The sequence below is a fragment of the Streptomyces sp. NPDC048352 genome (assembly GCF_040651895.1).
Lineage (GTDB): Bacteria > Actinomycetota > Actinomycetes > Streptomycetales > Streptomycetaceae > Streptomyces.
On record NZ_JBEZKZ010000011.1, the window covers coordinates 97,806 to 122,920 of the forward strand.

General features: G+C 72.0%; 28 protein-coding genes and 1 pseudogene. 14 read left to right on the forward strand and 15 right to left on the reverse strand.

All coding sequences use genetic code 11. From position 1 onward, the window contains the following. Nucleotides 1–46 precede the first annotated feature (46 nt). Nucleotides 47–568, forward strand: coding sequence for a DinB family protein (locus AB0D45_RS08995; protein WP_362456239.1), 522 nt, complete (start codon nucleotides 47–49; stop codon nucleotides 566–568). A gap of 109 nt (nucleotides 569–677) precedes the next feature. Further along, the gene (locus AB0D45_RS09000) at nucleotides 678–1,217 is read left to right on the forward strand and encodes a hypothetical protein (protein WP_362456241.1); all 540 of its coding nucleotides are present in this window, start codon (nucleotides 678–680) and stop codon (nucleotides 1,215–1,217) included. A gap of 61 nt (nucleotides 1,218–1,278) precedes the next feature. Here AB0D45_RS09000 and AB0D45_RS09005 read toward each other — a convergent pair whose 3' ends face one another. From AB0D45_RS09005 to AB0D45_RS09035, 7 genes are all read right to left on the reverse strand, one after another. Continuing rightward, nucleotides 1,279–1,842, reverse strand: a complete 564-nt coding sequence (locus AB0D45_RS09005) for a hypothetical protein (RefSeq protein ID WP_362456243.1) — start codon at nucleotides 1,840–1,842, stop codon at nucleotides 1,279–1,281. Between the two features lie 50 nt (nucleotides 1,843–1,892). Further along, nucleotides 1,893–2,561 (reverse strand): uracil-DNA glycosylase, encoded by a 669-nt coding sequence (locus tag AB0D45_RS09010; protein WP_361610191.1) that lies wholly within the window; start codon nucleotides 2,559–2,561, stop codon nucleotides 1,893–1,895. A 97-nt stretch (nucleotides 2,562–2,658) separates the two neighbouring features. Beyond that, complete coding sequence (locus AB0D45_RS09015; RefSeq protein ID WP_361610179.1) at nucleotides 2,659–4,242, reverse strand: ABC transporter substrate-binding protein; 1,584 nt, start codon at nucleotides 4,240–4,242, stop codon at nucleotides 2,659–2,661. 152 nt (nucleotides 4,243–4,394) lie between these two features. Continuing rightward, nucleotides 4,395–5,195 carry an SDR family oxidoreductase gene (locus tag AB0D45_RS09020; protein WP_362456246.1) on the reverse strand — a complete coding sequence of 267 codons (801 nt, stop codon included), beginning with the start codon at nucleotides 5,193–5,195 and terminating at the stop codon, nucleotides 4,395–4,397. A gap of 27 nt (nucleotides 5,196–5,222) precedes the next feature. Next, complete coding sequence (gene fabG, locus AB0D45_RS09025) at nucleotides 5,223–5,984, reverse strand: 3-oxoacyl-ACP reductase FabG (RefSeq protein WP_362456249.1); 762 nt, start codon at nucleotides 5,982–5,984, stop codon at nucleotides 5,223–5,225. Between the two features lie 137 nt (nucleotides 5,985–6,121). Further along, a complete protein-coding gene (locus AB0D45_RS09030) occupies nucleotides 6,122–6,505 on the reverse strand; it encodes a DUF3037 domain-containing protein (RefSeq protein WP_361610184.1) in 384 nt (127 codons plus the stop codon). Next, the gene (locus AB0D45_RS09035; RefSeq protein WP_362456252.1) at nucleotides 6,502–7,347 is read right to left on the reverse strand and encodes a HipA family kinase; all 846 of its coding nucleotides are present in this window, start codon (nucleotides 7,345–7,347) and stop codon (nucleotides 6,502–6,504) included. Before AB0D45_RS09035 ends, AB0D45_RS09030 begins: the two co-directional genes overlap by 4 nt. A 621-nt stretch (nucleotides 7,348–7,968) precedes the next feature. On the opposite strand from AB0D45_RS09035, the gene AB0D45_RS09040 reads away from it, so the two are divergent. The 6 genes and pseudogenes from AB0D45_RS09040 (at nucleotide 7,969) to AB0D45_RS09065 (ending at nucleotide 11,920) form a co-directional block, all read left to right on the forward strand. Then, nucleotides 7,969–8,319, forward strand: coding sequence for a hypothetical protein (locus AB0D45_RS09040; protein ID WP_362456255.1), 351 nt, complete (start codon nucleotides 7,969–7,971; stop codon nucleotides 8,317–8,319). A gap of 40 nt (nucleotides 8,320–8,359) precedes the next feature. Then, a complete protein-coding gene (locus AB0D45_RS09045; protein WP_362456258.1) occupies nucleotides 8,360–8,833 on the forward strand; it encodes a GNAT family N-acetyltransferase in 474 nt (157 codons plus the stop codon). 65 nt (nucleotides 8,834–8,898) lie between these two features. Further along, nucleotides 8,899–9,237 carry an NUDIX hydrolase gene (locus AB0D45_RS09050; protein ID WP_362456315.1) on the forward strand — a complete coding sequence of 113 codons (339 nt, stop codon included), beginning with the start codon at nucleotides 8,899–8,901 and terminating at the stop codon, nucleotides 9,235–9,237. A gap of 95 nt (nucleotides 9,238–9,332) precedes the next feature. Further along, nucleotides 9,333–9,998: a M15 family metallopeptidase gene (locus AB0D45_RS09055; RefSeq protein WP_362456260.1), complete on the forward strand. Its 666-nt coding sequence runs from the start codon at nucleotides 9,333–9,335 to the stop codon at nucleotides 9,996–9,998. Next, nucleotides 9,988–10,644, forward strand: a pseudogene (locus AB0D45_RS09060) (RHS repeat domain-containing protein); the annotation flags it as partial. The gene AB0D45_RS09055 and the pseudogene AB0D45_RS09060, both read left to right, overlap by 11 nt. Nucleotides 10,645–11,245: 601 nt before the next feature. Then, nucleotides 11,246–11,920, forward strand: coding sequence for a hypothetical protein (locus tag AB0D45_RS09065; protein WP_362456262.1), 675 nt, complete (start codon nucleotides 11,246–11,248; stop codon nucleotides 11,918–11,920). A gap of 298 nt (nucleotides 11,921–12,218) precedes the next feature. On the opposite strand, the gene AB0D45_RS09070 is transcribed toward AB0D45_RS09065, so the two are convergent. From AB0D45_RS09070 to AB0D45_RS09080, 3 genes are all read right to left on the reverse strand, one after another. Next, nucleotides 12,219–13,547 carry a PQQ-binding-like beta-propeller repeat protein gene (locus AB0D45_RS09070; RefSeq protein WP_362456265.1) on the reverse strand — a complete coding sequence of 443 codons (1,329 nt, stop codon included), beginning with the start codon at nucleotides 13,545–13,547 and terminating at the stop codon, nucleotides 12,219–12,221. A 276-nt stretch (nucleotides 13,548–13,823) separates the two neighbouring features. Then, the gene (locus AB0D45_RS09075; RefSeq protein WP_362456268.1) at nucleotides 13,824–14,102 is read right to left on the reverse strand and encodes a GlsB/YeaQ/YmgE family stress response membrane protein; all 279 of its coding nucleotides are present in this window, start codon (nucleotides 14,100–14,102) and stop codon (nucleotides 13,824–13,826) included. A 325-nt stretch (nucleotides 14,103–14,427) separates the two neighbouring features. Beyond that, the gene (locus AB0D45_RS09080; RefSeq protein ID WP_362456271.1) at nucleotides 14,428–15,042 is read right to left on the reverse strand and encodes a cysteine hydrolase; all 615 of its coding nucleotides are present in this window, start codon (nucleotides 15,040–15,042) and stop codon (nucleotides 14,428–14,430) included. A 76-nt stretch (nucleotides 15,043–15,118) separates the two neighbouring features. On the opposite strand from AB0D45_RS09080, the gene AB0D45_RS09085 reads away from it, so the two are divergent. Further along, nucleotides 15,119–15,592, forward strand: coding sequence for a pyridoxamine 5'-phosphate oxidase family protein (locus AB0D45_RS09085; RefSeq protein ID WP_362456274.1), 474 nt, complete (start codon nucleotides 15,119–15,121; stop codon nucleotides 15,590–15,592). 13 nt (nucleotides 15,593–15,605) lie between these two features. On the opposite strand, the gene AB0D45_RS09090 is transcribed toward AB0D45_RS09085, so the two are convergent. Beyond that, on the reverse strand, nucleotides 15,606–16,505 hold the full coding sequence (locus tag AB0D45_RS09090) for a LysR family transcriptional regulator (RefSeq protein ID WP_362456277.1): 900 nt from the start codon (nucleotides 16,503–16,505) through the stop codon (nucleotides 15,606–15,608). A gap of 73 nt (nucleotides 16,506–16,578) precedes the next feature. Between AB0D45_RS09090 and AB0D45_RS09095 the strand changes: the two genes are divergently transcribed. Beyond that, the gene (locus AB0D45_RS09095; protein ID WP_361609674.1) at nucleotides 16,579–17,553 is read left to right on the forward strand and encodes a DMT family transporter; all 975 of its coding nucleotides are present in this window, start codon (nucleotides 16,579–16,581) and stop codon (nucleotides 17,551–17,553) included. Nucleotides 17,554–17,606: 53 nt separating this feature from the next. Here AB0D45_RS09095 and AB0D45_RS09100 read toward each other — a convergent pair whose 3' ends face one another. After that, nucleotides 17,607–18,938, reverse strand: coding sequence for an aminotransferase class I/II-fold pyridoxal phosphate-dependent enzyme (locus AB0D45_RS09100; protein WP_362456280.1), 1,332 nt, complete (start codon nucleotides 18,936–18,938; stop codon nucleotides 17,607–17,609). 37 nt (nucleotides 18,939–18,975) lie between these two features. Here AB0D45_RS09100 and AB0D45_RS09105 point away from each other — a divergent pair, with 37 nt between their 5' ends. Beyond that, nucleotides 18,976–19,641 carry a pyridoxamine 5'-phosphate oxidase family protein gene (locus tag AB0D45_RS09105; RefSeq protein ID WP_361609670.1) on the forward strand — a complete coding sequence of 222 codons (666 nt, stop codon included), beginning with the start codon at nucleotides 18,976–18,978 and terminating at the stop codon, nucleotides 19,639–19,641. Here the strand turns inward: AB0D45_RS09105 and AB0D45_RS09110 are convergent. Both AB0D45_RS09110 and AB0D45_RS09115 read right to left on the reverse strand, forming a co-directional pair. After that, on the reverse strand, nucleotides 19,623–20,588 hold the full coding sequence (locus tag AB0D45_RS09110; RefSeq protein WP_362456283.1) for an EamA family transporter: 966 nt from the start codon (nucleotides 20,586–20,588) through the stop codon (nucleotides 19,623–19,625). The genes AB0D45_RS09105 and AB0D45_RS09110 overlap by 19 nt on opposite strands. Before the next feature lie 235 nt (nucleotides 20,589–20,823). Then, nucleotides 20,824–21,789, reverse strand: coding sequence for a DMT family transporter (locus tag AB0D45_RS09115; protein WP_362456286.1), 966 nt, complete (start codon nucleotides 21,787–21,789; stop codon nucleotides 20,824–20,826). A gap of 171 nt (nucleotides 21,790–21,960) precedes the next feature. On the opposite strand from AB0D45_RS09115, the gene AB0D45_RS09120 reads away from it, so the two are divergent. Continuing rightward, complete coding sequence (locus AB0D45_RS09120; RefSeq protein WP_362456289.1) at nucleotides 21,961–22,389, forward strand: SRPBCC family protein; 429 nt, start codon at nucleotides 21,961–21,963, stop codon at nucleotides 22,387–22,389. Between the two features lie 63 nt (nucleotides 22,390–22,452). Here AB0D45_RS09120 and AB0D45_RS09125 read toward each other — a convergent pair whose 3' ends face one another. Next, complete coding sequence (locus AB0D45_RS09125; RefSeq protein WP_362456292.1) at nucleotides 22,453–23,067, reverse strand: PadR family transcriptional regulator; 615 nt, start codon at nucleotides 23,065–23,067, stop codon at nucleotides 22,453–22,455. A gap of 223 nt (nucleotides 23,068–23,290) precedes the next feature. On the opposite strand from AB0D45_RS09125, the gene AB0D45_RS09130 reads away from it, so the two are divergent. Together AB0D45_RS09130 and AB0D45_RS09135 are read left to right on the forward strand one after the other, a co-directional pair. After that, the gene (locus AB0D45_RS09130) at nucleotides 23,291–23,947 is read left to right on the forward strand and encodes a hypothetical protein (RefSeq protein ID WP_362456318.1); all 657 of its coding nucleotides are present in this window, start codon (nucleotides 23,291–23,293) and stop codon (nucleotides 23,945–23,947) included. A gap of 207 nt (nucleotides 23,948–24,154) precedes the next feature. After that, nucleotides 24,155–24,982, forward strand: a complete 828-nt coding sequence (locus AB0D45_RS09135; protein WP_362456295.1) for a PhzF family phenazine biosynthesis isomerase — start codon at nucleotides 24,155–24,157, stop codon at nucleotides 24,980–24,982. The last annotated feature ends 133 nt before the right edge of the window (nucleotides 24,983–25,115 follow it).

The following is a 25,115-nucleotide window of genomic DNA, read 5'->3' on the forward strand; positions in this document are numbered from 1 at the left end:
AGCTTAATCCCTGGTGGGGGCAGGCGCGTTCGACCAGGATGGGGAGATGACCTCCGACGGATCGCACCGCACCGAACCCTCCACCACCGCCGGCGAGCGGGAGATGCTGGAAGGCTGGCTCGACTACCACCGCTCCACCCTGGCCTGGAAGTGCGAGGGGCTCACCGAGGACCAGCTGCGCCTCACCCCGCTCCAGCCCTCCGCGCTGAGCCTGATGGGCCTCGTACGGCACATGGCGGAGGTGGAGCGCTACTGGTTCCGGGAGATCGCCCTCGGCGAGGACCTGCCCGAGCTGTACAGCACCCGCGACAACGTGGACGGGGATTTCCGGTTCACCGACGGGGACACCTGGGCCGCGGCGGAGCGGGTCTGGCAGACCGAGGTCGAACTGGCGCGGCAGGCGGCCGCGAACCGCTCCCTGGACGCGGTGTCGGACGCCGCGAGCCACCACCGGGGCGAGGTCTTCAGCCTGCGCTGGATCTACACCCACATGATCGAGGAGTACGCCCGCCACAACGGGCACGCCGACCTCGTGCGCGAGCACGTCGACGGCGCCACCGGAGACTGACCGGGCCCCCGTCCGGTGTCCCCCGGACATCCCCTCCGCGTCACCCGTGCGGGGTGAATATCGGCTCAGGGTTTTCACAACGGGGTCCTCGCACAGCAGAGTTGCCCGGGTGCACCCCACCCGAACCTCGACGAAGCTGCTCCTCGGAGCCGCCTGTGCCGTCTCGGCCGTCTCCGGCTGCGTGAACGTGAGCCCCACCCCGATGCGGCCGGCGGCGGCCCCCTCCGACGGGCCGCCGCCCCGGCACGAGCCGCGCGGCGGGCCGGGGGCACTGCCCGTGGTCGTGCAGGCGCCCGCCCTGGAGGCGCTGAAGGCGGTGCCGCGGGACGGCGTGCGTCCGTCGGCCCCGACGGCCGCGGGCCGGGGCACCGCGCGCACCTCGCCCGGGCCGCATGCCGAGCCCGGTGAGGCGGCTCAGGCCCCGCCCGAGGCGCCGGCGGTCCCGGAGCCCGCGAAGCCGGGCGGGCGCGGCAAGGGGGGCTCCCAAAGCCGTCCGCACGCCCCGGGGCACGACGCGCGGCTGCCGCCCGGGCTGGTGCGGGAGCTGCCGGTCCGGGCGGCCGACGTGTGCGCGCTGGGCCGCCGGCACGGGAACTGGGACCCGGACGGCCCGGAGGCCCGCATCTGCGCGGGCGTCGAGGACGGCTGAGGCCGGCCGGCGCCGGCCTCCCCGGGCGTGCGGGGGCAGGGCAGCGGTCCCGGGGCACCGCCTACGGAGACTGCTCGGGGAACGGCCGGGGCGCCGGGCGCGCCGGGCCGGGTTCCGCCGCGAGCCTGCGCTCCAGCCGGGCGATGGCGGCCCGCACCCCGTTCCCGTAGCCGTCGTCGGACAGCGCCGCGGCGGCCGCCCGGGCCCGGGCGAGGTGGAGCCGGGCCTCCTCGGGCCGGCGCAGCTTGACGTAGTCGGCCGCGAGGCTCAGGTGCAGCGACGGGTAGAACACCCGCACCGCCGTGTGCGGCCGCCGCTCCGCCCGCCCGGGGAGCGCCTCGGCGGCGGCGAGGGCGCGCAGGTCCCAGGACAGTTCGTCGGCGGGGTCGTCCTGGGCGTCGGCCAGGTAGTGCGCGAGCGTGCAGCGGTGGAGGGCGTCGCCCGCCTCGCCGATCTCGGACCAGATCTCGCCGAGCCGGTTGCGGGCCTCCTCGCGGTCACCGGCGTGCAGCAGGATGACGGCCTGGCCGATCCTGGTCATGACGGCGTCCTCCGACGCCTCCTGCTGCTGCTCCGTCAACGGGGCCTCCGGCTCGCTCCGCCGGACCTGGTCCGGTCCGATCATCAAGAAGCTAACCGCAGGCACCGGCTCTGACGCCGAGGCGCGGGGTGGTGTCAGCCCAGGTCCGGGATCCGCCAGTCGATCGGCTCATGGCCCTGGGCGGCGACGGCCTCGTTGATCTGCGTGAAGGGCCGGGAGCCGAAGAACTTCTTCGCCGACAGCGGCGAGGGGTGGGCGCCCTTGACGATGACGTGCCGCTCCGCGTCGATGAGCGGGATCTTCTTCTGGGCGTAGGCGCCCCAGAGTACGAAGACGACCGGGTCCGGGCGCTCGGAGACGGCGCGGATCACCGCGTCGGTGAACTTCTCCCAGCCCTTGCCCTTGTGCGAGTTGGGCTCGCCCTCGCGGACGGTGAGGACGGCGTTGAGCAGCAGGACGCCCTGCTCGGCCCACGGCATCAGGTACCCGTTGTCCGGGACCGGCAGGCCGAGCTCCTCCTTCATCTCCTTGTAGATGTTGCGCAGCGAGGGCGGGGTCTTGATCCCGGGCCGCACGGAGAAGCACAGGCCGTGGCCCTGGCCGGGGCCGTGGTAGGGGTCCTGGCCGAGGACCATCACCTTGACCTTGTCGAACGGCGTGGCTTCCAGGGCCGCGAAGACCTGCTCGCGGGGCGGGTAGACCGGCCCGTTCGCCCGCTCCTTCTCTACGAACTCGGTGAGCTCCTTGAAGTAGGGCTGGTCCAGCTCCCCGCCGAGGACGGGGAGCCAGGACTCGGGCAGCATCTGGGTCACGTCGACAACCTCCGGTACAAGTTCGTTTACCTGCCTTGAACCTACCGGTGACCACTGACAACGCCGCGACCCGGTCGTCCCGCCGGGATCACCAGCTGGTCTTGCGGTACAACTCCCACATCTGCATGGCGGTCTGCGGGTCCAGCGCCCGTTCGGCGCCGGCGATGTCCTCGCGCGCGCCGACGTACAGCTTGCCCTGCCACAGGGGCAGCAGCCGGACGTCCTGGGCGAAGATCTGCTGGGCGGCCTCGAACTCCCTCACGCCCGCCGACCGGTCGCCCTCGCGGCGGGACTTGGGCAGCAGCTCGTTCATGATCTGCGCCGGCTCGTACGGGGTGCCGACCGCGTTCTCCTTGCCGACGAACGGCGCGATGAAGTTGTCGGGGTCCGGGAAGTCGGGGAACCAGCCTCGGCCGAAGACCGGGTACTGGCCGCTCTTGTAGCCGTCCTGAAAGGTCTTCCACGGCTGGCCGCGCAGGTTGATCTTGAACAGGTCGCTCTCTTCGAGCTGCCGCTTGATCTCGGTGAACTCGTCGGCGGTGGAGGCACCGTAGCGGTCGGTGGTGTACCAGAAGGTCAGCTCGACCTTCTGGGTGATCCCCGCGGTCGTGAGGATCTTCCTGGCCTTGGCGACGTCGGGGTTGCCGTAGATGTCGTAGAAGGGGGTCTTGTGGCCCACGACGCCCTTGGGGACCATCGAGTAGAGCGGCTCGGCGGTGCCCTGGTAGACCTTGGAGACGATCGCGCCCCGGTCGATGACCTGGGCGATCGCCTGGCGCACGGCCTGCTTGTTGACCTGCGGGTCGTTCGGGTTGAAGACCAGGTAGCGGATCTCGGCCCCGACGTTCTCCACGACCTGCACGCCGAGGGCGTGCGAGGCGGGGGCCTGGAGGTCCTTGATCTCCGCGGCGGAGAGCCCTCGGTAGGTGGCGTCGATCTCCTTGTCCTTGAGGGCGGCGACCATCTTCTTGGAGTCGGAGAAGTAGCGGATCGTCACGCCGTCGTTACGGCGGTTGGCGAAGCCGGTGTAGCTCTCGTTGCGGCCGAGGACCGCCTCGCCGCCCTCCGTGTACGAGGTGAGGACGTACGGGCCGGAGCCGGTGATCCTGCCGTCGTTGCGGATCTTGTTGGCGGGGTAGTCCTTCGGGGCGACCAGGGAGGCGGCCGGCGAGCCCAGTACGTACGGGAAGGTCGCGTCGGGGGTCTTCAGGTGGAAGACGACCGTGAGCGCGTCCGGGGCCTCGATCTTGTCCAGGGTGTTGAAGAGGCCCGCCGGACCGACCTTGTGGTTGATCGTCTTGATGCGGTCGAGGGAGTGCTTGACCGCCTTGGCGTCCAGCGCCTCGCCGTCGGAGAACTTCAGCCCCTTCTTCAGGGTGCAGCGGTAGGCCGTGTTCGCCGAGTCGGTGAACTCGCAGTTCTGGGCCGCGTCCGGCTGCGGCTTGGTGCTTCCCGTGGGGAAGGCCAGCAGGGTCTGGTAGACGTTGCGGTACAGCTCCCAGGAGCCGTCCCAGGCCGCGGCCGGGTCGAGGGTGCTCGGCGCGCTCGTGGTGCCTACGGTGATCCGCTTCGCGGTGTCGCCGCCGTCGTCCGAGAACAGGCCGCATCCGGCGAGCAGGGATATGGACGCAACGGCCGCAGCGATCTGCAGGCATCTGGTCCGGTTGAACACGTGCACGCTCCTCGATCAGCCAGGGGTGCGGCAGACCCTACCGCAGTGCCTCACAAATCCAATGGGCAGGTTTCGTGAGGCACTTGACCGATTTCGTGCGCATTCGGTACGCATTTGCCTCCCGTCGGAAGGCAAATGCGTCCGGTTATCGGTCAGTGCACACCGGCATTGAGGAACATTCCCCCGTCGATGACGAGAGTTTGTCCGGTGATCCATTCCGCTTGTGCAGATGTCAGGAATGCGGTGGCCCCGCCGATGTCCTCCGGGACCCCCAGCCGGCCGAGCGGGTAGGCCGCCGCGGCCTCCTGCTCCCGGCCCTCGTAGAGGGCCTGCGCGAACCTGGTCTTGACCACCGCCGGGGCGATCGCGTTGACCCGCACCCGCGGCGCCATCTCGTGCGCGAGCTGGAGGGTCAGGTTGATCATCGCCGCCTTGCTCATCCCGTACGCCCCGATGAAGGGCGAGGCGGAGACGCCGGCGATGGAGGCGATGTTCACGATCGCACCGCCGTGGTCCTTCTGCCAGGCGTGCCAGGTCCGCTGCGCGAAGCCCAGGGCCGAGATCACGTTCGTCTCGAAGACCTTGCGCGCCACCCCGAGGTCCAGGTCCGCCATCGGCCCGAAGACCGGATTGGTGCCCGCGTTGTTCACCAGGAAGTCGACGCGGCCGAAGGCCTCCATCGCGCGCTCCACGGCGAAGGCCTGGTGGGCCTCGTCGTGCGCCTTCCCGGCCACCCCGACCACCCGGTCCGCGCCGAGCCGCTCCACGGCCTCCTTGAGCGCGTCCTCGTTGCGCCCGGTGATCACGACCCGGTCGCCCCGGGCGACGAGCGCCTCGGCGATCCCGTAGCCGATGCCCCGGCTCGCCCCGGTGACCAGCGCGACCTTGCCGCTGTCAGCGCTGCTGCCGTCGTTGCTGCTGTTGCTGCTGCTGTCGATGTCGCTGTCCGTCATGACGTACGCCCGCCTCTCGTGGAACCGTCAGTTGAGCGGGCCGCCGGCCACGTACAGGACCTGGCCGGAGACGAAGCCGGCGTCCTCGCCCGTGAAGAAGGCGATGGCGTTCGCGATGTCCTCCGGACGGCCCACGCGCTGCACCGGGATCTGGGAGGCGGCGGCCACCTGGAACTCCTCGAAGCCCATGCCGACGCGGGCCGCGGTCTGCGCGGTCATCTCGGTCACGATGAAACCGGGGGCGACGGCGTTGGCGGTGACGCCGAACTTGCCGAGCTCGATCGCCAGGGTCTTGGTGAAGCCCTGGAGGCCGGCCTTGGCGGCCGCGTAGTTGGCCTGGCCCCGGTTGCCGAGCGCCGAGCTGCTGGAGAGGTTCACGATGCGGCCGAACTTGGCCTCGACCATGTGCTTCTGACAGGCCCTCGCCATCAGGAACGCACCGCGCAGGTGCACGTTCATGACGGTATCCCAGTCGGTGTCGCTCATCTTGAAGAGCAGGTTGTCGCGGAGCACGCCCGCGTTGTTGACCAGGACGGTCGGAGCCCCGAGCGTGCTCGCGACCCGCTCGACGGCCGCCTCCACCTGGGCGGCGTCGGAGACGTCGCAGCCGACCGCCAGGGCCCTGCCGCCGGCCGCGGTGATCGCCTCGACGGTGTCCTTGCACGCCGCTTCGTCCAGGTCGAGTACGGCGACCGCGCGGCCCTCGGCCGCCAGACGGACGGCGGTGGCCGCGCCGATGCCCCGGGCCGCCCCGGTCACGATCGCGACGCGCTGCTCGGTGGTGGACATGCTGGTTCTCCTCGCCCTCGAGAAACGGCCGCCCGGAGGTGAGCAACCGCTTAGTAGCTTCAGCTGAGGAGACGCTAGGAGCCCTGGCACCCCGTGTCAACGGCCCCCGGCGGCGGCGCCGCGGGCCCACCCGGAAATCAGCGGACCAGCAGGTCCAGCAGGCGCTCCAGCTCGGCGGCGGGATCGGCCGTGAGGCCGGTGTGCACCGGCCCCGGCTGCACCACCGTGCTGCGCGGGGCGATCAGCCAGCGGAACCTGCGCCCCGCGTCGTCGCCCGCCGCCTGTCCGGCCTCCTCGCCGCCGGCGCAGAGCCCCTCGACCCCGCGCAGCGCTGCCCGGACCCCCGCCACGTCGGCGCCGGGGTCCAGCGCGAGGAGCTTCGCCTCGTCCAGGTGGGTGCGGGCGGCGACGTAGGAGTGCGCCCGGCAGTAGACGATGACACCGGCGTTGAAGCACTCACCGCGCTCCATCCGGGGCACCACGCGCACCAGCGCGTATTCGAACACGTCCCGCTTGGTCACTCGTCGCCGCTCTTCTGCTTGTTCTCGTCCGACTGGGGAGGGAGGCGCTCGGCGAGCCAGCCCGGCGGACCGGACCGCTGCCTGACCTCCGCCTCCATGGTGATCCTCTCGTGGATCGTGGCCGCGCGCGGCAGCAGCGCCTCCACGTAGGCGCGGCGCACCGCGCCGGCGGAGTCGAAGCCGGGCTCGTCGACCAGCCACTCGTCGGGCACGTCGGCGGTGACCTCGGTGAGCAGCTCCTCGGTCACCCGCGGCGCCAGCTCGGCGGCGGCCGCCGCGATGTCCGGGCCGACGGGGGCCAGGACGTGGTCGGAGGCGTTGTACGGCTTGGCTGCCGCGGCCTGGGCGGTGGGCCAGTTGTGGTGCCAGATCATCGTGGCGCCGTGGTCGATGAGCCACAGGTCCCCGTGCCAGACCAGCATGTTCGGATTGCGCCAGGACCGGTCGACGTTGTTGATCAGTGCGTCGAACCAGACCACGCGCCCCGCCTCCACCGGGTCGGCCCGGTACGCGAGGGGGTCGAAGCCGATCGAGCCGGGCAGGTAGTCCATGCCGAGGTTGAGCCCGCCGCTGGCCTTGAGCAGCTCCTGGACCTCCTGGTCGGGCTCGGCGAGCCCGATGACGGGGTCGAGCTGCATCTGCACCAGCCGCGGGACCCGCAGGCCCAGCCGCTGGGCGAGGCGCCCGCAGACGACTTCGGCGACCAGGGTCTTGCGGCCCTGGCCGGCTCCGGTGAATTTCATGACGTAGGTTCCGAGGTCGTCGGCTTCGACGATCCCCGGAAGCGAGCCGCCCTCACGCAAGGGCGTGACGTAGCGGGTCGCGATCACTTCTGTGAGCATTTTCCCAGGCTAGCGGGCGAACGCGCTTCACGATCCAAGGATTTCCCCGAACGACTGCTCGGCTCGGCAGACCACCGATCAGCCCTGGGGAGAATCCGGGGAGTTCGGGACAGAGGCCCTTGTCCCCCGGCTCTCCAGCGGACCGTCGATGGCTCGGCGCCCCTTGCCGCCGGCCTCCCCGCCATGCCCGCGGAAGCTCATGCCCGGCGACAGGGCTGACGCCCTCAATCCCCCGCCAGGGTGACAGGGCCCTGTTCGAGCGAGTTTCAGCACCGCCATCGCAGGCACGCCAAGCCCAACACGGCGGACCGGGAGCCGTTCTTAGAGCACGACCCCGTGAGTCCGATGCCGAACCAGGCCGCAGCCCCCGCGATATTCGAACATTCCACGTCCGGCCACCACCTCCTCCAGGCCGCCGAGCGCCGTGTTGACAGCCGCCTGTGCTGTGGGCGCGCTGCACGGCCCGCTCGGGCTCTCGGCGAGGGCACGGCAGCTGCCGCGCCTGGTGGGCACCGGCCTGCGGCTGGCCCACTTGGCCGATGCCCGGGTTCTACGCGTGGTCCTGGCCGCCGAGGCCGGCCGCGGCATCGCCCAGGCCGTCGGCCCGGTCCGATCAACAGCATGCTCGGGCACATCCTCGCGAGCGGCAGCACCAACGGGCGTCTCACCCAGGCGGTGCCCGCACTCATGGTCGTGGCGATCACGGCGTTACTCGGGTCCCTGCTGCGGTCTGCGTCGACGGCCGCCACAGGGGCGCTTGAGCCGAAGGTGCAGCGGGTGGCGACCGAGCAGTACCTGGCTCTGGTACACCGGGTGGAGCTCGCCGCGATCGAGGACGATGAGTTCCACCGGCTCCTCGATGCCGCCCGGTACGGGGCGGACTCCGCACGGCGCACCCGCCACCACGACCCCGAGGTGACCGAGCGCGGCCACCGCACCTGGCGCCGCCTCCACGCCGCCCGTGACCTGTAACCCGTCGACTCCATCAACCCTTCCGAGAAAGGAAGTTCTCGTGACTGAGCCCCGCCTCGCCACCCCCGTGGATGCCGCCGAGATCACCCGACTGCGGTCGGAGAACATCCTCAGCGAACCCCTCGACGAAGCTTGGCTGGCCGCCTGCGCCGATCAGCTCGCCTTACGCCTCCAGGACGGCGGCGACGCCCGCGCCTACGTCATCGACGCGCCCGGCGGCGGGCTCTCGACCTGCGCCCTCGGCCTGGTGCACGCCGTCCTTCCGGCCCCGAAATACCCCAAGGGGCTGGCCGTACGGATCCACACGGTGGCCACCGATCCCGCCCACCGGCGCCGCGGTCACGCCCGGGCCGCGCTCGCCGCCCTCCTCGACCACCTCGAGCGCGACGGCGTCACCCTCTACGAGCTGTACGCCAGCGCCGGATCTGCCCCGCTGTACGAGGGACTCGGCTTCGCGGCCGACCCCGCGCTCATGCGCATGACCCGCTTCCCCGCCCATCGGAGCACATCGTGAGCAGGAAGTGGCTTCCTCCCGAGGAGTTCGCCGCGACCCTGCCGAAGGCGACGGTCTTCGGAGCGGTGTTCTTCACCGACGAAGACGACCGTCCCGTCCAGCTGCGCGCCACATACTCCAGCGCCCACCCCTGGCAGTGGCCCGGCGGTGTCGCCGAGGCCGGGGAGCGCCCTTGGGAGACCGCAGTGCGCGAGTGCCGGGAGGAGACCGGACTTCGCGTAGCGGGACTCCGAAGCTCCTGGCCACGGTATTCGGGCTGCCCGGCAAGGACTGGCCGCTGGCCACGGTCGGGTTCGTGTTCGACGGCGGCCGGCTCTCCGCCAGGCAGCTCGCCGGGATCGTGCTGGACCCGGACGAGCACGATCACGTGCGCGCCCTGGCAGTGCCCGAGTGGCAGGAGCTGATGCCGGGACGGGACCACGCACGGCTCGAGGCCGTCGCGGCCGCATGCCACGCCGGGATCCCGGCGTACTTCGACACCTGGGACTGGGAGACCTGAATGACCATCGTCTTGATGTCCGACCCGCGGGTAACCGCGATCCCCGTCGCCGACAACGGCCAGCCCCTCGCCGACGTCCGCGCCGGCGGCCAACTGCTCCTCGATGACCGTCGCTCCGATCCCGCCTACGCCTTCGCGCACCTCCGCTCCGGCGTCCTCGACCGGCTGCTGCACGCTCAGTCGCTCCTGCCCGACGGCCTTCGCCTGCTCGTCGTCGAAGGGTTCCGGCCAACGGCCCTGCAGCAGCGGTACTTTGAGGAGTACGCGGCCGAGCTGCGTGCCGCCAACTCCGGGTGGAGCGCGGAGGAGCTGCGGGCGCAGGCGAGCCGGTACGTGTCACCACCGGAGATCGCCCCCCACAGCGCCGGCGCTGCCGTTGACCTGACCCTCGTCGATGCGGACGGTACTGAGCTGGACATGGGTACCCGGGTCAACGCCAGCCCGGAGGAGAGCGCGGGTGCCTGTTACACCCTCGCCGACGGCCTCCCCCGCCAGGCCCGGCTGCACCGCGCCACCCTGAGCCGTGCCCTCACGGCCGCAGGGCTCGTCAACTACGGCACGGAGTGGTGGCACTGGTCCTTCGGCGACAGGTACTGGGCCCTGATGACCGGTCAGCCGACGGCCCTCTACGGACCGGCCTCTCAGCGCCCCGCCGATCTCTCCTGAGCGACCTGACGAAAGGGAGCACCCACCGCATGAGAAGCGCACGGTCACCTACACCGTCAACACTGCCGGCGACCTCGCCTCCGTCAAGGACGCCCTCGGCCGCACCACGTCGTTCGGCTACTCCGCTCACAAGCTGACCTCGATCACCAACCCAGGAGGAGGCGTGACCCGCTTCGCCTACGGCTCGGTCGGCGTCACCTCCATCACGCAAGAGAACAAAGCGGTCGGCTCCCCGGGGGACTCCGTCACCCGCCTGTCGTACGCCGATCCGGCCAAGACGCTGGTGGCGTCACCCAACACCGACCAAGCACAGGCCATCACCGCCGTCCGGCACACCAGCTACGAGCTGACCGACGACAAGTCGGGCCGGGTGAAGAAGGCCACCGGCGCCGAGGGCCGCGAGCGCTCCAAGACGTACACGGCGAACTTCGACACGGCCACGGCCACCGACGGCACCGGAGCGGGTGCGGGCACCACGACCAACACCTTCGGTGCGAACACCGGCGAGTCCCTGACGAAGTCCGAGTCACCGACCGGGGCGTCGTTCTCCGCGGCCTACGGCAACACGGCGGCCGGCTCAAAATACCTGCCCTCCGAGTCGACGGACACCCAGTCGAACAGGTCGACTTATACCTACAACGAAGCCGGCAACCTCACCGCAACCACCGACGCGACCGCCTCCACCGCGAAGGTTGACTACAACGCCGACGGCACGGTGAAGACCTCCACCGACCCGGGCAACACCACCAGCACCACCTACGGCTACGAGGCCGCCACCCACCAGGCGACCTCGATCAGCCCGGCCGGCGGCTCGCTGAAGGCCACGTCGTACACCTACGACACGTTCGGCCGCCTGGCCACCGCCAACCCGCACCGATGCGACAGAGACCACCACGTACGGCTACGACGATCTGGGCCGGCTGACGTCCCGCACCGCGACCTCCGGTGGCGGCACCCTGGCCTACCGCTACGACAGGAACGGCAACCAGGCCACCCCCACCGACGCCCGCGGCACCACCACCTATGCCTACGACGACGGCGACGAGCTCACCCAGCTGACAACGAACGCACCCTCGACCTTCAAGGCCCGCGTCCACCAGGACTACGACACGACCGGCCGCATCAGCCGCGTCTGGGCCGACCAGGGACCTGCGACCTCCCCGACCCGCCAGTTCGACACGACCTACTGCCGCGCGATCGGCACCCCGGGCACCTGCTCCAACGCCGCGGGCGACGACCGCAGCCTCTTGCAGTGGAGTAAGGACAACCTGACGGGTAAGACGACCAGCTACAGCTACGACACAGGCAACCGGCTGACGAAAGTCGCGACCTCGGGAGGTGGCAAGACGTACACCTACACCTACGACGCCCGCGGCAACCGCAAGACCGCATCGGACGGCGCCACAACCCAGCACCTGGCCTACGACGCCGCCAACCAGATCGCCACCCCCGGTTACGGCTACGACGGCCAGGGCAACCTGACGACCACCCCCGCCCTGCCAACGGTGACCTACGACGCGGCTGGCCGCATGGCCGGCGCCAAGACGAGCAATGGCACCGGCACCTACATCTACGCCGGCACAACCGCCGACGAACTGATCCACCAGACCACCGACAAGGGCGAGAGCGTCGACTACGTCCACGGCCGAACCGACCAACGGCTTCCCATCATCGAGCAGGTCACCCTCTCCACGGGCAGCGCCTACACCGAGCACGACCCCACCACCGGCCTTGGAAGCCCGGTGCAGTTCATCAACCAGTCCACCGTCCAGTCCGGCATCTACGAGTACAACCCTCGGGAGGCATCCTCGGTGTCGCCGGGGGGATCGGCTCGGCCCTGGGAACGGGCGGCCTGGGCGTCCCGGCATCGCTGGGGATCGCTGGAGCGGGCCTGGGCGCTATCGGCGGAGGTATGGGCATGATCGATGACTGCGGGTCCTCATGAACGGGCGCACAGGGGTGATCGTGGCATCCGTCGGAGCCGTGCTGTTCCTGATCGGCCTCCTCATCTACACACTGGACCGCCTGCTCAGCTGAATACGGAGAGCGACAATCAGGTAGCCACTGGCCGTACGACGAAACCCTGCCTGAACAAGTTTGGGGTGGGGGGCGTTGGCGCGGGGCGTAAGGATCTGGGCGCACCGGCTACCTGTGCGTCGTTCACCGCGCGCTCGTCGGCTCGATCGCAGGGGTGGGCGGCCTGGTTGCGGCGCTGCGATGTCATGGGCGTAGCGCGTGTATGCCCTCGTCGCTGGCGAAGTACAGCATCCCGTCGACGGAGAGTGGCGGCGGTCCCGTGGTGGCCTCTCCCGCACTCACTCGCCACAGGGCCTTGCCGGTGCGGGTGTCATGGCAGTACCAGTCCGACAAGTAGCAGATGAACAGACGGTTCCCGGGGGCCGCGTCCGCCGCGTAGGAGGAGACATGGCGGGTGCTCCGCCAGCGTTCACGCCCGGTGGCCGCGTCATGGGCTCGCAGCGTGGTGCGATCCTCGTCGAGGCCGTCCTCGCTCCAGCACAGATAGGCACAGTCCCCGTCAGCGGCGATGACGGGGCTTTCGTAGAGCCTGGTCGAGAAGGCGGGCGCGGTCCAGCGGAGCCTGCCCGATGTGACGTCGAGGGCCTGTAGCCGCTGTTCGTCGCGCTTGCTGCGGCCGGGCGCGCTGATGTAGACGGCGTCTCCATGCGCCACGGGCACCGAGGTGTGCGCCGCAGGTGCCGTCCAGCGGACGTTGCCGGTGCGCGGGTCGTACGCCACCAGCTCCGAGCCGATGCCGACGTTGCCGTTGCGCCCGAGGAGCAACCCCGCGGCGAAGGCGTCCAGGGTGCGCCGGCCGCCCGACTTCTCCGGCGGCGCCGTCCAGCGGACGGTGCCGGTGCGTGGGTCGAGCGCGGTCAGGCTCGCGTCAGGCGTGTTGACGTACGCGAGGCCGTCGCGCACCTCCAGGAGCGAGGCTTCGGTCTGCCACAGCAGCTCCCCCTTCCTCGTGTCGAGTGCGTACAGGACACTGGGCGGCGGGTGGGGATCTTCGTCGTAGGTGTACGGATGGAAACTGACCAGGGCGACGGCACCACTGGTCCACACGTCCCCCGCGGTGGGTGTACGCAGGCGGCTTCCCGGGGCCTGGCGCCACACCGGCTCGCCGTCCGCGGAGCGCAGCGCGTGCACGGCGCCGCCGTCCGCCGCGATGAACACGGCGCCCGGCGTCACGGCCGGTGCGCCGGTACGGGCGCCGGTCAAAGGCGCGTGCCAGCGCTCGCGTCCGGTGGCCGCGTCGACCGCGTACAGCCCGTCCTTCTTCGACCTGACGTAGAGCACGCCGTCCTGATGCACCACCGGCGCATGCGCGACGCCCTTGCCGCCGCCGTCCTCGTCCAGCAGGGCGAAGGTCCACAGTGGCTTGCGAACCGGCGGCTTGGCCTCCTTCGGCGCACCGCCGGGGATGTCACAGGCGGCGGCGTTGGCGAGGCCGATCCCGATCCCGGCACCGGCCACCCACTTCACCACCTGGCGGCGGCGCACGTCCCGCTGTTCCCCCGTGGTACGCATCGGGGCAGGCTAAGCGACGCTCGCGGACCGGCGCTACACCACAGGGCCTCACTTCCATGCGCGCATGGGGGTCCGGGCGCTCGCCCTCGGTGTCGAACGCGGGAGGTGGTCCCGGGCGGCGATGACGTCGTCGGCCGGGCGCGCAGTTCCATCCGGCCGGGGTGCTCTGCGTTGGGCGCGCGGCGGGTTGACGCTCGGACCAGGCTGCGGCCGCCGACAGCGGAACGGCTCCCCCCTTTGGAAGGGGGGAGCCGTTGGCTTGGTGGCCTTGGTCGCTCAGGCGTGGCCGTGGCGGCGCTTGTTACCGGTGACCAGGCGGTAGACGGCGAGGAGGATGACGGAACCGATGATGGCGGCGATCCAGGTGGAGAGGTCGAAGAAGCCGTCGATGGAGTCCACACCGAAAATGACCTTGCCGAGCCAGCCGCCGAGCAGGCCGCCGGCGATGCCGATCAGAATCGTGATGATGACGCCGCCGGGGTCCTTGCCCGGCATCAGCGCCTTGGCGATGAAGCCCGCGAGCAGTCCGATCAAGATCCAGGCAATGATGCCCATGCGCTTCTCCTACCTCGATGAATAAAGTTGGTGTTAAAGCTCGTCTTCACCGTGGCGAGGATTCCAAACGTCCACACGTCGATGATCAGCGAGCCGACGGTTCGCTGCGGGTACCAGCCACTGCCCGGAGGGCAGCTTCCGCTCCGTCTGCGGTACCGGAGCGGGATCGTCGCACCTCCGCGCACTGCACGTACCAGGAAGCGGCCACGACGGTGGCGCTTGCTGTTTCGATCAGATCTCCGCCGTAGTACAAGGCCTGGGCTCCGGCGTGCAGGTCAGCAGGGGTGGAGGCCGTGCCGGGGGCGGAGCCCCGTGGTTGCGGGGGTCAGCGCCGGGGAGCCCACTGCGTGAGCAGGGCTTCGGCCGTGGTGATGGCCGCCACCAGCGCGAGGGAGTTGCGGATCACCTCGGCCGTGCAGGAGGCGGGCACCCCGGCGATGGCGTCGGCCGGGACCACCACCTCGTAGCCCAGGTTGACGGCGTCGAAGACGGTGTTCGGGATCGCGATGTTGGACGAGACCCCGGTGACGACGAGGGTACGGACGCCGAGGTTGCGCAGCAGGGCGTCCAGGTCGGTGCCGGCCATCGGGGAGAGGCCGTGCAGCCGGCGGACCACGAGGTCCCGCTCGGCCACGGTGACGGGCGGGGCGACCCGCACCGCGTCGCTGCCGGTCAGCTGGCGTACCGGCAGCTTCCCGGCGGCCCGGAAGAGCCGCGCGTTGGTGTTGGCCCCGAGCCCGTCGGGCCGCCGTTCGGCGACCGCGTGCACCACCTGTACGCCGGCCCCGCGCGCGGCGTCGACCAGCGCGGCCACCCGGTCCAGCATGCCGGAGTCGCGGGCTTCCTTCGCCAGTTCGGGCAGGGCGCTCGCCTCGCCCACGACGCCGTTCTGGCACTCGACGGTGAGCAGCGCGGTGGTGGCTGGATCGGGTTCCGGCATGACTCCCCCTGGTGCGGCGACGCAAGAGCACGCATGATTCCTGACACACAGTCAGATGTGAAGGGGTGCGGGACGGATGGACGAGACGGGCGCGCGCACGGCGCAGCGGCGGGGCCGGCGCATCATGATGACCGACGACGAGGTGGACGCGTTCCTGCGGGAGCAGCGCACCTGCCGGGTGGCCACGGTCTCCCCGGACGGGCGCCCGCACGTCGGCGCCCTGTGGTTCGCCTGGGACGGCACCTCGCTGTGGCTGTACTCGATCACCCGCAGCCGCCGGTGGTCCGACCTGCGGGCCGATCCGCGGATCTCGGTGGTGGTGGACGCCGGGGAGGCGTACGGCGAACTGCGCGGGGTCGAGCTGTCCGGCCGGGCGGCCTTCGTGGGTGAGGCGCCGCGCACCGGCCTGCCCTGCCCGGAGCTGCTGGAGCCGGAACGGATCTTCCCGGTCAAGAACTTCGGCATCGAGGAGATGCCGCACGACGGCCGGCACGCCTGGGTCCGGCTCACGCCGGAGACGGTGGTGTCCTGGGACTTCCGGAAGCTCTGAGGGGCCGCCGCTCCTACACGGCCGCAGCCGCGCCCTCGAGCGCCTCGACGGCGGCCCTGATGGAGGGGCGCCGGCCCGCGTCCGTCCGCCAGACGACGTACACGTGGCGGCGTACGGTGTCGCTCACCGGCAGCAGCCGGACCCCCGGCGGCACGGGCCCCCGGCCCAGCCGGGGCGTCACGCACACGCCCAGCCCGGCCTCCACGAAGGCCAGCTGGGTGTGGTGCTCCTCGGCGATGTGCGCGATGCGCGGCTCGACGCCGATGCCGCGCAGGGTGAACACCAGCCACTCGTGGCAGAACTGGCCCTCGTTCCAGGAGATCCAGTCGTCGTCGGCGAAGTCCCCGAGGGAGATCTCGGTGCGCCCGGCCAGCGGGTGCCCGGCCGGTACGGCGATGTCGGCGGCGTCGTCGAGCAGGTGGGCGCGGCTCAGTTCGGCGGGGACCGGCATCCGCTTGTTGTTCCAGTCGATCGCCAGGGCCATGTCGAGGTCGCCGCGCACGACGGCCGCCATGCTCTCCTCGGGCTCCCGCTCCCGCACCAGGGCCCGCAGCTCGGGATGGCCGGCGCGCAGCGCGTTGAGCGCCCGGGGCAGCAGGCCCCGCATGGCGGTCGGGAAGGCCCCGATCCGCAGCTCCCCCACCGCGCAGCCCCGCCGTGCCTCCACGTCGGCCTGGGCGCGCTCCACCTGGGAGATGATCCGGGCGGCGTGGTCGGCGAGCAGCCGGCCCGCGTCCGTGAGCCGGACGCCGCGCCCGTTCTTGGCGAGCAGGGGCTGGCCGACCTCCCGCTCCAGCTTGGCCATCTGCTGGGACACCGCCGATGTGGTCACATGGAGGCCGCCCGCGGCTCCGCTGACCGAGCCGTGGCGGGCGAGGGCGTCGAGGGTGCGCAGGCGTTCCAGGTTCAACATGTAAGTGATGCTACGCCGTCTCCCCAAGGAAATATCGCTTGTCCTACGAGATCGCCGGCAGCAGAGTGACCGTATGAGCGCACCGACCACCTCCCGTCCCGCCGTCCCCGCCCCAGCCCCCGCATCCCGGACGGCCGTCCTCCGGGGCGCCGGCCGTACCGCCTGCCTGGACTGGCGGCTGCGGTTCGCCCTCCTGTCGGTGGTGTGGGGCTTCAGCTTCCTCCTGATCAAGGTGGGTACGGAGGCCTTCGCGCCCTTCCAGGTCGCCCTCGGCCGGGTGTTCTTCGGCGCGCTCGCCCTGCTGGCGGTGCTGCTGGTGCGCCGGGAGCCGCTCCCCCGCGGCCGGCGCACCTGGGGCCACCTCACGGTGGCGGCGCTCCTGCTGAACACCGCCCCGTTCTCGCTGTTCGCCTACGCCGAGCAGAGCATCCCCTCCAGCCTGGCGGGCATCTGCAACGCCACCTCCCCGCTGTGGGGCATGGCCCTCTCGCTGGTGGCCCTGTCCGAGGACCGCCCCACGCGCCGCCGCTTCGCGGGCCTCGGCATCGGCTTCCTCGGCGTCCTGACCGTGCTCGGCGCCTGGCAGGGCTTCGCGGGGATCGACGCCAAGGGCACCGCGCTGGCCCTGCTGGCCTCGCTCTGCTACCCGATCGGCTGGATCTACGTCCGCCGCACCCTGGCCGGAACCCCCGGCTCGCCGGTCGCGCTGACGGGGGCGCAGCTGACGGTCTCCACCCTGCAGCTGGCCGCCGTCAGCGCGCTCTTCACCTCGGCACCGGCCGGCTTCCCGCTGTGGCCGACGCTCGCGGTGGTGGCGCTCGGCGCCCTGGGCACGGGGATGGCCCTGCAGATGCAGTACGGGCTGGTCTCGGAGGTCGGCCCGACCACCGCGCAGATGGTCACCTACTTCATCCCGGTGATCGCCACCACGGCGGGCGTCCTGGTCCTGGGCGAGCAGCTGCACTGGAACACCCCGGTCGGCGCGCTGATCGTCCTGGCGGGCGCGGCCCTGACCCAGTCCCGCGCCGTCTCCCGCAAGGCCGCCTGACCGACCGGACCGCTCCGGCCCCCGCCGCACCGCGCGGCGGGGGCCGGAGCCGTTCAGTCGAAGCGGCCGCCGGACGACGGGCGCAGCGCGGCGGCCACCGTGTCGGCCAGCCCGTCGACCTCCGCCAGGGCCAGCCCGGACACGGTGATCCGCACGCCGGGTCCCGCCTGGACGCGGTAGCCGGCTCCGGGGCGCACCGCCCAGCCGGCCGTCAGCAGCCGGGTGACCGCCGCCGTCTCATCGGCGACGGGTACCCAGACGTTCATCCCGCTCCGCCCGTGCGCCCGTACCCCGCGCTCCGCGAGCGCCCGGACCAGGCCGTCGCGCCGCTGCCCGTACGAGCGCGCCACGGCCCGCCGGTCCACCGCGCCGGAGGTCCACAGCTCCACCACGGCGTACTGGAGCAGCCGGCTGACCCACCCGGGGCCCAGTCGCTGCCGGCCCCGCACCCGGTCCATCGTCACGGCGTCGCCCGTGAGCACGGCCAGCCGCAGGTCGGGGCCGTACGCCTTCGCCGTCGAGCGGACCAGCGCCCAGTGCCGGGTCGCCCCGCCGAGCGGGCACAGCGGCAGGTCGACGATGCCGTGGCCGTGGTCGTCCTCGATGAGGAGCACCTCGGGGCGGCCGGTCAGCAGTTCCCTGAGCTCCGCCGCCCGGGCGGCGCCCACCGCGGCGCCGGTTGGGTTCTGCGCGCGCGCCGTCACCACCAGGGCCCTCGCCCCCTCCGCCAGCGCCCGGGCCACCGACTCCGGTACCGGACCCTCGTCGTCGACGGCCACCGGGAGCACCCGCAGGCCGAGCGCGGGGACCAGGTCCAGCACGCTCCCCCAGCCCGGGTCCTCGACCGCCACCGCGTCCCCGGTCCGCAGATGGGCGGCCAGGACCCGTTCGATGCCGTCCAGCGCGCCCGAGGTCACCGCCAGGTCGCCGGCCGGGACCCCGTCGGCCTCGAAGTCGGCGCGGGCGAGCCGGGCGAGGTCGGGCAGTACCGGGTCCAGGCCGTACAGGGCCGGGGCCTGGGCGTGCCGCCGGGCCGCTGCGGCCAGCGGCCCGTCCAGCGGGGGCAGCAGCGCCACGTCCGGGTTGCCCTGCGCCACATCGCGTACGCCGTCGGGCACCGGCATCCGCAGCACCTCGCGGGGCGCGGTCGCCGGGCGCGCCCGGACCCGGCTGCCGCGCCGCCCGTCGGTCTCGATGACGCCGCGCTCGCGCAGGGTGCGGTAGGCGGCGGCCACCGTGTTGGGGTTCACCCCCAGCGCCGCCGCGAGCTCGCGCATCGGCGGCAGCAGCGCCCCCGGGGCGAGCGCGCCCGATCCGACGCCCGTTTCCACACTGGCCGCGATGTCCGATGCGCGACGCCCTACGATCCGATAGTCTCCTAGCACAAAGCCCATTATGCACTAGTGCAACGGAGTCCGCACCATGAGCGCCACCACCGCCGGCTACGCGCCCACCGACCGCACCGTCCCGAGCCGCGCCCGCGAGCGGGCGCACTACGACCGCGCGACGGTGCACTCGATACTCGACCAGGCCTACCTGTGCCACCTCGGGTTCGTCCGCGACGGCGCGCCGGTGGTCCTGCCGACCCTGTACGGCCGGGTGGGCGAGGCCCTCTACGTGCACGGCTCGACCGGCTCGCGTCCGCTGCTGGCCGCGGGGAAGGCCGACCCCGGCCTGCCGGTCTGCCTGACGGTGACGCACGTCGACGGCCTGGTCCTGGCCCGGTCCGCCTTCCACCACTCGATCAACTACCGCTCGGTGGTGGTGCACGGCACGGCGTACCAGGTCACGGACGAGGAGGAGCGCCGCATCGCGCTGGACGCCCTGGTCGACCAGGTCGTCCCCGGCCGCTCCGCCGACTCCCGGCCGGCCAACGCCCGGGAACTCGCGGCCACCGCGGTGATCCGGCTGGACCTCAACGAGGTCTCCGCGAAGATCCGCACGGGCGGTCCCAATGACGACGCCGAGGACCTGGGCCTGCCCTTCTGGTCGGGCGTGGTCCCGGTCGCGCCGGCGTACGGCGCCCCCGTCCCGGCCTCCGACCTGGCCCCCGGCATCGCCGTCCCCGACTACGTCAGCGCGCTCTGAGGCTCCCGGGCGGGCCGGCCCCCCGGCCCGCCCCCGGCTCCCCCGCGGGCCTCGGCCGTGATCAGCGCCCCCACCGCGGCCAGCAGCAGTACGGTGCCCAGCACCACGGCGCCGGTCAGCCGCTCCCCCAGTACCGCGACGGCGATCACGGCCGCGCTCACCGGCTCGATCAGCATGACCACCGACACCGTCGCGGCCCGCACCGCTGCGGCTCCGGTGAAGTACAGGGCGTAGGCCAGCGCCGTCGGCACCACGGCCACGTAGGCGAGCAGCCCCAGCACCCGCGCCGGCTCGGCGGTGTGCGGCAGCAGCCCTTCCAGCGCGGCGAGGGGCAGCAGGCACACGGCGCCCACCGCCACCGACCACGCGGTGGTGACGAGCGGGTCCCCGCCGGCCCCGCGCCGCCCGAGCCACCTCGCCCGCAGCGTCATCGCCGCGTACCCGGCGGCCGACAGCAGCGCCCAGCCCACCCCGAGCGGCCGCACCTCACCGCCGCCGGAGCCCAGGACGAGGACGGCCAGACCGGCGAGGGCACCGCCGACGGCGGCCACCCCGCCCCGCCCGAGCCGCTCGCCCGTCCAGTACCGGCCGCCCAGCGCGATCAGCACGGGCCCCGCCCCGAGGGTGATCACGGTGCCGACCGCCAGGCCGGTCTCGCGCACGGCCCCGAAGTAGGCGGCCTGGAAGACGGTGAACATCAGCCCGGTCGCGATCAGGGAGAGGGCCGACGGCCGCGCCGCACGCGGCGCCCGCGCGGGGCGGCGTACGGCGAGCACCGCGAGCAGCACCACCAGCCCGCCCGCGCAGCGCCAGAAGGTCAGGGCCAGCGGACCGAGGTCACTGGCGAGGAAGAGGAGGGAGGCCGCCGCCCCGGCGGTGCCCCAAGCGGCTCCGGCGACGACGAGGTACAGCAGACTGCGCCCGGCTGCGGGCGAATGGTTCGACACGTGGTGCTCCGCGCATGCGTGAAGGATGAGGGAAGGAGGTCATCGCTTCGCGGGCAGCGCGTACCGGCCCGGGAACTCCCCGGGCGGGTCTCTCGTTGAGGTGGCGGCCGCCCGCGCTAGGCGGCGGGAGGCGGAAGCACGGTCGAAGGCATGGTCCGCAGCCTACGCCGCGCGCACCCCCGCGGGCCAGGCCCATCGGGATCCGTCCCGCGCGCCGCGCGGCGCCCCCCTGGGGCTACGCGCTCGTCGGCTCCCGGTCCTGCGGTACGGGAACCGCCGCTTCCTGCCCCACCACGGGAGCCGGCCGCGAGGACTGGGCGATCAGGGCCCCGCCGAGCACGAGCGCGCCACCCAGGACCTGCGGGCCCGACAGCCGCTCGCCGAGCAGCACCCACGCCAGTACGGTCGCGACGACCGCCTCCAGGCAGGCCACCACACCCGCGACCTGCGGCGAGAGCCTGCGGACCGAGACCACACCGGTCAGGTACGCGAACACGGTGGCGACCAGCACCACAAACCCCAGCAGCGCCAGGGCCGGGACCCGCACGTCGCCCATCGACGCGAACCCGCCCAGCACCGCCCAGTCCATCTGCCAGGGGCGGGCGATCACGGTCATCACCAGGGTGCCGATGACCATGCCGTGCGCGATCACGCCCAGCGGATCGGGCACGTCCTCCCCGTCGGCGCCCTGGTCCGCGAAGACGAAGTAGAAGGCCTGGCAGCAGGCGGCCGCGAGACCGAGCAGCACCCCGAGCAGGTCCAGGCGCAGTCCGGCCCAGATCTCGACCACGCAGGCCAGCCCGACGACGGCCACCGCCGCCCCCGCCGCGGCCGCGCGCGTCACGGGCTTGCGCTGCACGAAGCGTATGTAGCCGAGCAGCAGGGCGGGCCCCAGGTACTCCAGCAGCAGGGCCACGCCGACCGGGATCCGCGACAGGGAGGCGAAGTAGAAGGCCTGCACACCGGCCACGGCCACCAGTCCGAAGCCCGCCAGCAGCAGGGGCTTGCGCCGTAGCAGGGACCGGTGCCGCCAGGCGAGCGGGGACAGCACCAGGGCCGCCCCGGCCACCCTGAGCCACACCACGTGGAGCGGGTCCAGACCCGCCTCGATCAGCGGCTTCGCCGCGACACCCGAACCACCGAACGCGCACGCGGAGACGAGGGCGAGGCCCAGTCCGGCGTTCTTCCCTGACGCTTGCATCGCCCCATCATGGCAGGGCCGGACAGGGGCATCGTCCGCGAGACACCTGTTGAGACGGACCCGGGACGCGGCCGCCCGGCGACCCCCCTATCTGACAGGTCGTCAGCCTTGTATGTTGCGCCCGCCGGGGCTACCTTCCGCCGCACGTACCCGACCAGAAGGGGTGGACGCATGGCTGAAGTCACCGCGGAATCACGCATCGAGGCGCCCGCCGCGAAGCTCTGGGCCCAGCTGACGGACTGGGACGCGTACGGACAGTGGAGCATGACCCACACCGACTTCCCGAAGGGCGGACCCGAGACCCTGGCCGTCGGGTCCACCTTCACCGAGAACATGAAGATGATGGGCTTCCCCGCCGAGGTCCTGTGGACGGTCTCGGAACTGGAGGACCAGCGCCTCTTCGCCATCACCGGCAAGGGCCCGATGGGCGTCGCGGTGCTCACCCGCTACACCCTCGTCCCCGACGGCCCGGCCACGACGGTGCGCATCGACGGGGAGTTCACGGGCGCGGCCGTCTCCCTCATGGCGGGCAAGCTCAAGGACTCGGCGACGGCCGCCCTGAACGAGTCGCTGCGCAGGCTGGCCGGCCTGGTCGCCTGACCGGCACGCGCACGGCGCGCCCCCGCGGGGCGTCCGCGGGGGCGCGCCGTGCGCACGTCCCGGTCAGTGCTCGTCGGCCAGGATCAGGTAGAGCTTCTTGCGGGCGTCGTTGACGACCGCGAGGGCCTTCTCCCGCTGCTCGGGCGATCCGGTCCTGAAGACCTGTCCGAAGGCCTCCATCAGCCCCGCTCCGGCGGTACGGATCTCGTGCATCGCCTCGAAGTCGAAGCCCCGCCCGGCGTCCGCCCAGGGGGCGTCCGGCCCCGACTCGGCCTCGGCGCGGCCGGCGTCGGTCAGCGTGAACAGCTTCTTGCCGCCCTCGCTGGCGCTGGCGATCAGCCCCTCGTCCTCGAGCAGCTGCAAGGTCGGGTAGACCGAGCCCGGGCTGGGCTTCCACGCCCCGCCGCTGCGCTCGCCGATCTCCTGGATCATCTCGTAACCGTGCATCGGCCGGTCGGCGAGCAGGGCCAGGATCGAGGCGCGTACGTCACCCCGCCGGGCCCGCCCGCGCGGTCCGCCGCGCCCGCCCCGACCGCCGAAGGGCCCGCCCCCGAAGGGCGGCCCGAACGGCCCGAAGGCGGCACGCAGCCCCCTGAACTCCTCCCGACGATCCGGCCCGCAGTGGCCGTGACCCCGTCCGTGCTCGTGTCCGTGGTCGTGGTGTCCGTGTGAACGCATCACTGCGCTCCTTTCGTCATCTCTGCCATGTCCGTCATGCCAGTCGTCGTTTCGACTCCTTCACTATCGCTGACCCATCGAGATAGGTCAACGATATATCGGAAACTATCTCCGACATTCGGACGGCCTACAGTCTGGGATGCGTGCGGCGAAGGAGGATGCCCGGCGTAATCGGAAGGTGGGATCAGATGACGGATGAGGAACACTTCGCCAGGTGATCGTGATGCAGCCCGTCCTTGAGATGAACACCCCCGATGGCTTCGACCTCTGGGCTGTCGCCGAGACCGAACGGTTCAGTCTTCTGCCGCTCACCGGTGATCTCTCACCTGCCGAGATCGGGACGGCGCTCATGCGCATCGCCGCCTGCAATGACGTGGACCCCGCAGACGACGGCGACCTCCCACCCCGGCCGACCGAGCCTCTCAGCGGCTTCCTCCACGGACTCCTGAACCTCGACAACCCCTACGCAGCGGGCGGCCTGCGCGTCACCGACATCTCCACAGGCATCGCCTTCTCGCCCGGCTGCTGTGACGGGCTGGAGGACTGGCACGACTGGTACCGGGTCCTCGACGGCAGCGACATCATCGGGTACGGCCACGATCCGCAGCCGTCGCTGGCCGAGCGCCACGGGGATACCATCCGCCTCACCATCGACACCGACCGGACTGACAGTCCGGTGATCGAACTGTCAGTCATCGAGCTCCGCCGACTGCTCGCCGGCGCACAGCACGACCTGACCGAGTTTCTCGCGGCAGCAACGGTCTGGACTTCCGAGCACCTGCCTGACCACTCCGTTCCTGTGACGGCCGCCCTTGCCCGTGTTCTTGCTCTTCCCGCACCGGGCATACCGCCGACGCCGCCCGGTACGGCACGGGCGTGACTACCGGCATGCCGCGGCCTTGTTCGGCGCGGCAGCGACCACGACAACCTCGAAACGAACTCGACTGGCCCGACGTCCTCGAACCGCGTGTGCTTGGGCAGATGCTGAGCTTGAATCGGTCCACCTGCACTGCGACAGGTCACGACCAGTCCAGTCACCCCGGATTGGCCTTTGTCGGGGGTTCGGGGAGCGACCTACGGTCGGCCCATGCGCATCCGAATCGTCGACGCCTTCACCGACCGCCCCTTCCACGGGAACCCCGCAGCAGTCCTGCTCCTCGACGGCGGTTTCCCCCCGGACGCCTGGCTCCAGCAGGTCGCCGCCGAGGTGAACCTCTCCGAAACCGCGTTCGCCCACCCCCTGCCGCCCGGCGGCGACGCCGACTGGGCGCTGCGCTGGTTCACCCCGGCCGCCGAGGTCGACATGTGCGGCCACGCCACCCTCGCCACCGCGCACGTACTGGCCACCGGCGGGCTCGCCCAGGGGCTGATCCGCTTCAGCGCACGCTGCGGGATCCTCACGGCACGGATCGACGGGGACGGCACCGTCACGATGGACTTCCCCACCTCCTCGCTGACCCCGCTGGAGCCGGTCCCCGAGGTCAGCCGCGCCCTGGGCGCCGAGGCCAGGTCGTTCCACGACACCGCCGAGCACATCGGCGATCTGCTGGTGGAGCTGGCGGACGAGCGGACCGTACGGGAACTGGCGCCCGATCACGCGGCCCTGCGCGCGTACTCCCGCCGCGGGGTGATCGCCACCGCGCCGGCCGAGGACCCCTCCCGCGGCTACGACTTCGTCAGCCGCGGCTTCTTCCCCGCCCTCGGCATCGACGAGGACCCGGTGACGGGAAGCGCCCACACCGCCCTCGCCCCGTTCTGGGCCGCCCGGCTGGGCCGCACCGAGATGACCGGCCTGCAGGGCGGGGCCCGCACGGGCCTGGTCCGGGTGACGCTGGCGGGCGACCGCACGCTCCTGACGGGCCGCGCCGTCACCGTCCTCGACGGCGAGCTGCTCACCGCCCCCGAGGCCGGCTGACGCGGTCGGGCACTCCGGGGTGTCCGCGAAGTCCCGCCTGCCCAGGCGTCGGGCGCGCCGACGAGGGCGACACCCCCCGAGAGCGGGGGGTGCCCGCCGACCATGGCCGCCACCACGGGGGGACCCCCCGAGG

Excerpts from the sequence above, each read along its gene's own strand:
- AB0D45_RS09135 (WP_362456295.1), top strand. The coding sequence starts at position 24,155 with ATGCGCATCCGAATCGTCGACGCCTTCACCGACCGCCCCTTCCACGGG.
- AB0D45_RS09020 (WP_362456246.1), bottom strand. The coding sequence starts at position 5,195 with ATGACGGACAGCGACATCGACAGCAGCAGCAACAGCAGCAACGACGGC.
- AB0D45_RS09115 (WP_362456286.1), bottom strand. The coding sequence starts at position 21,789 with ATGCAAGCGTCAGGGAAGAACGCCGGACTGGGCCTCGCCCTCGTCTCC.
- fabG (WP_362456249.1), bottom strand. The coding sequence starts at position 5,984 with ATGTCCACCACCGAGCAGCGCGTCGCGATCGTGACCGGGGCGGCCCGG.
- AB0D45_RS09130 (WP_362456318.1), top strand. The coding sequence starts at position 23,291 with ATGCAGCCCGTCCTTGAGATGAACACCCCCGATGGCTTCGACCTCTGG.
- AB0D45_RS09125 (WP_362456292.1), bottom strand. The coding sequence starts at position 23,067 with ATGCGTTCACACGGACACCACGACCACGGACACGAGCACGGACGGGGT.
- AB0D45_RS09040 (WP_362456255.1), top strand. The coding sequence starts at position 7,969 with ATGCTCGGGCACATCCTCGCGAGCGGCAGCACCAACGGGCGTCTCACC.
- AB0D45_RS09120 (WP_362456289.1), top strand. The coding sequence starts at position 21,961 with ATGGCTGAAGTCACCGCGGAATCACGCATCGAGGCGCCCGCCGCGAAG.
- AB0D45_RS09010 (WP_361610191.1), bottom strand. The coding sequence starts at position 2,561 with ATGCTGCCCGAGTCCTGGCTCCCCGTCCTCGGCGGGGAGCTGGACCAG.
- AB0D45_RS09075 (WP_362456268.1), bottom strand. The coding sequence starts at position 14,102 with ATGGGCATCATTGCCTGGATCTTGATCGGACTGCTCGCGGGCTTCATC.
- AB0D45_RS09080 (WP_362456271.1), bottom strand. The coding sequence starts at position 15,042 with ATGCCGGAACCCGATCCAGCCACCACCGCGCTGCTCACCGTCGAGTGC.
- AB0D45_RS08995 (WP_362456239.1), top strand. The coding sequence starts at position 47 with ATGACCTCCGACGGATCGCACCGCACCGAACCCTCCACCACCGCCGGC.
- AB0D45_RS09105 (WP_361609670.1), top strand. The coding sequence starts at position 18,976 with ATGAGCGCCACCACCGCCGGCTACGCGCCCACCGACCGCACCGTCCCG.
- AB0D45_RS09070 (WP_362456265.1), bottom strand. The coding sequence starts at position 13,547 with ATGCGTACCACGGGGGAACAGCGGGACGTGCGCCGCCGCCAGGTGGTG.
- AB0D45_RS09090 (WP_362456277.1), bottom strand. The coding sequence starts at position 16,505 with ATGTTGAACCTGGAACGCCTGCGCACCCTCGACGCCCTCGCCCGCCAC.
- AB0D45_RS09095 (WP_361609674.1), top strand. The coding sequence starts at position 16,579 with ATGAGCGCACCGACCACCTCCCGTCCCGCCGTCCCCGCCCCAGCCCCC.
- AB0D45_RS09085 (WP_362456274.1), top strand. The coding sequence starts at position 15,119 with ATGGACGAGACGGGCGCGCGCACGGCGCAGCGGCGGGGCCGGCGCATC.
- AB0D45_RS09005 (WP_362456243.1), bottom strand. The coding sequence starts at position 1,842 with ATGATCGGACCGGACCAGGTCCGGCGGAGCGAGCCGGAGGCCCCGTTG.
- AB0D45_RS09035 (WP_362456252.1), bottom strand. The coding sequence starts at position 7,347 with ATGCTCACAGAAGTGATCGCGACCCGCTACGTCACGCCCTTGCGTGAG.
- AB0D45_RS09055 (WP_362456260.1), top strand. The coding sequence starts at position 9,333 with ATGACCATCGTCTTGATGTCCGACCCGCGGGTAACCGCGATCCCCGTC.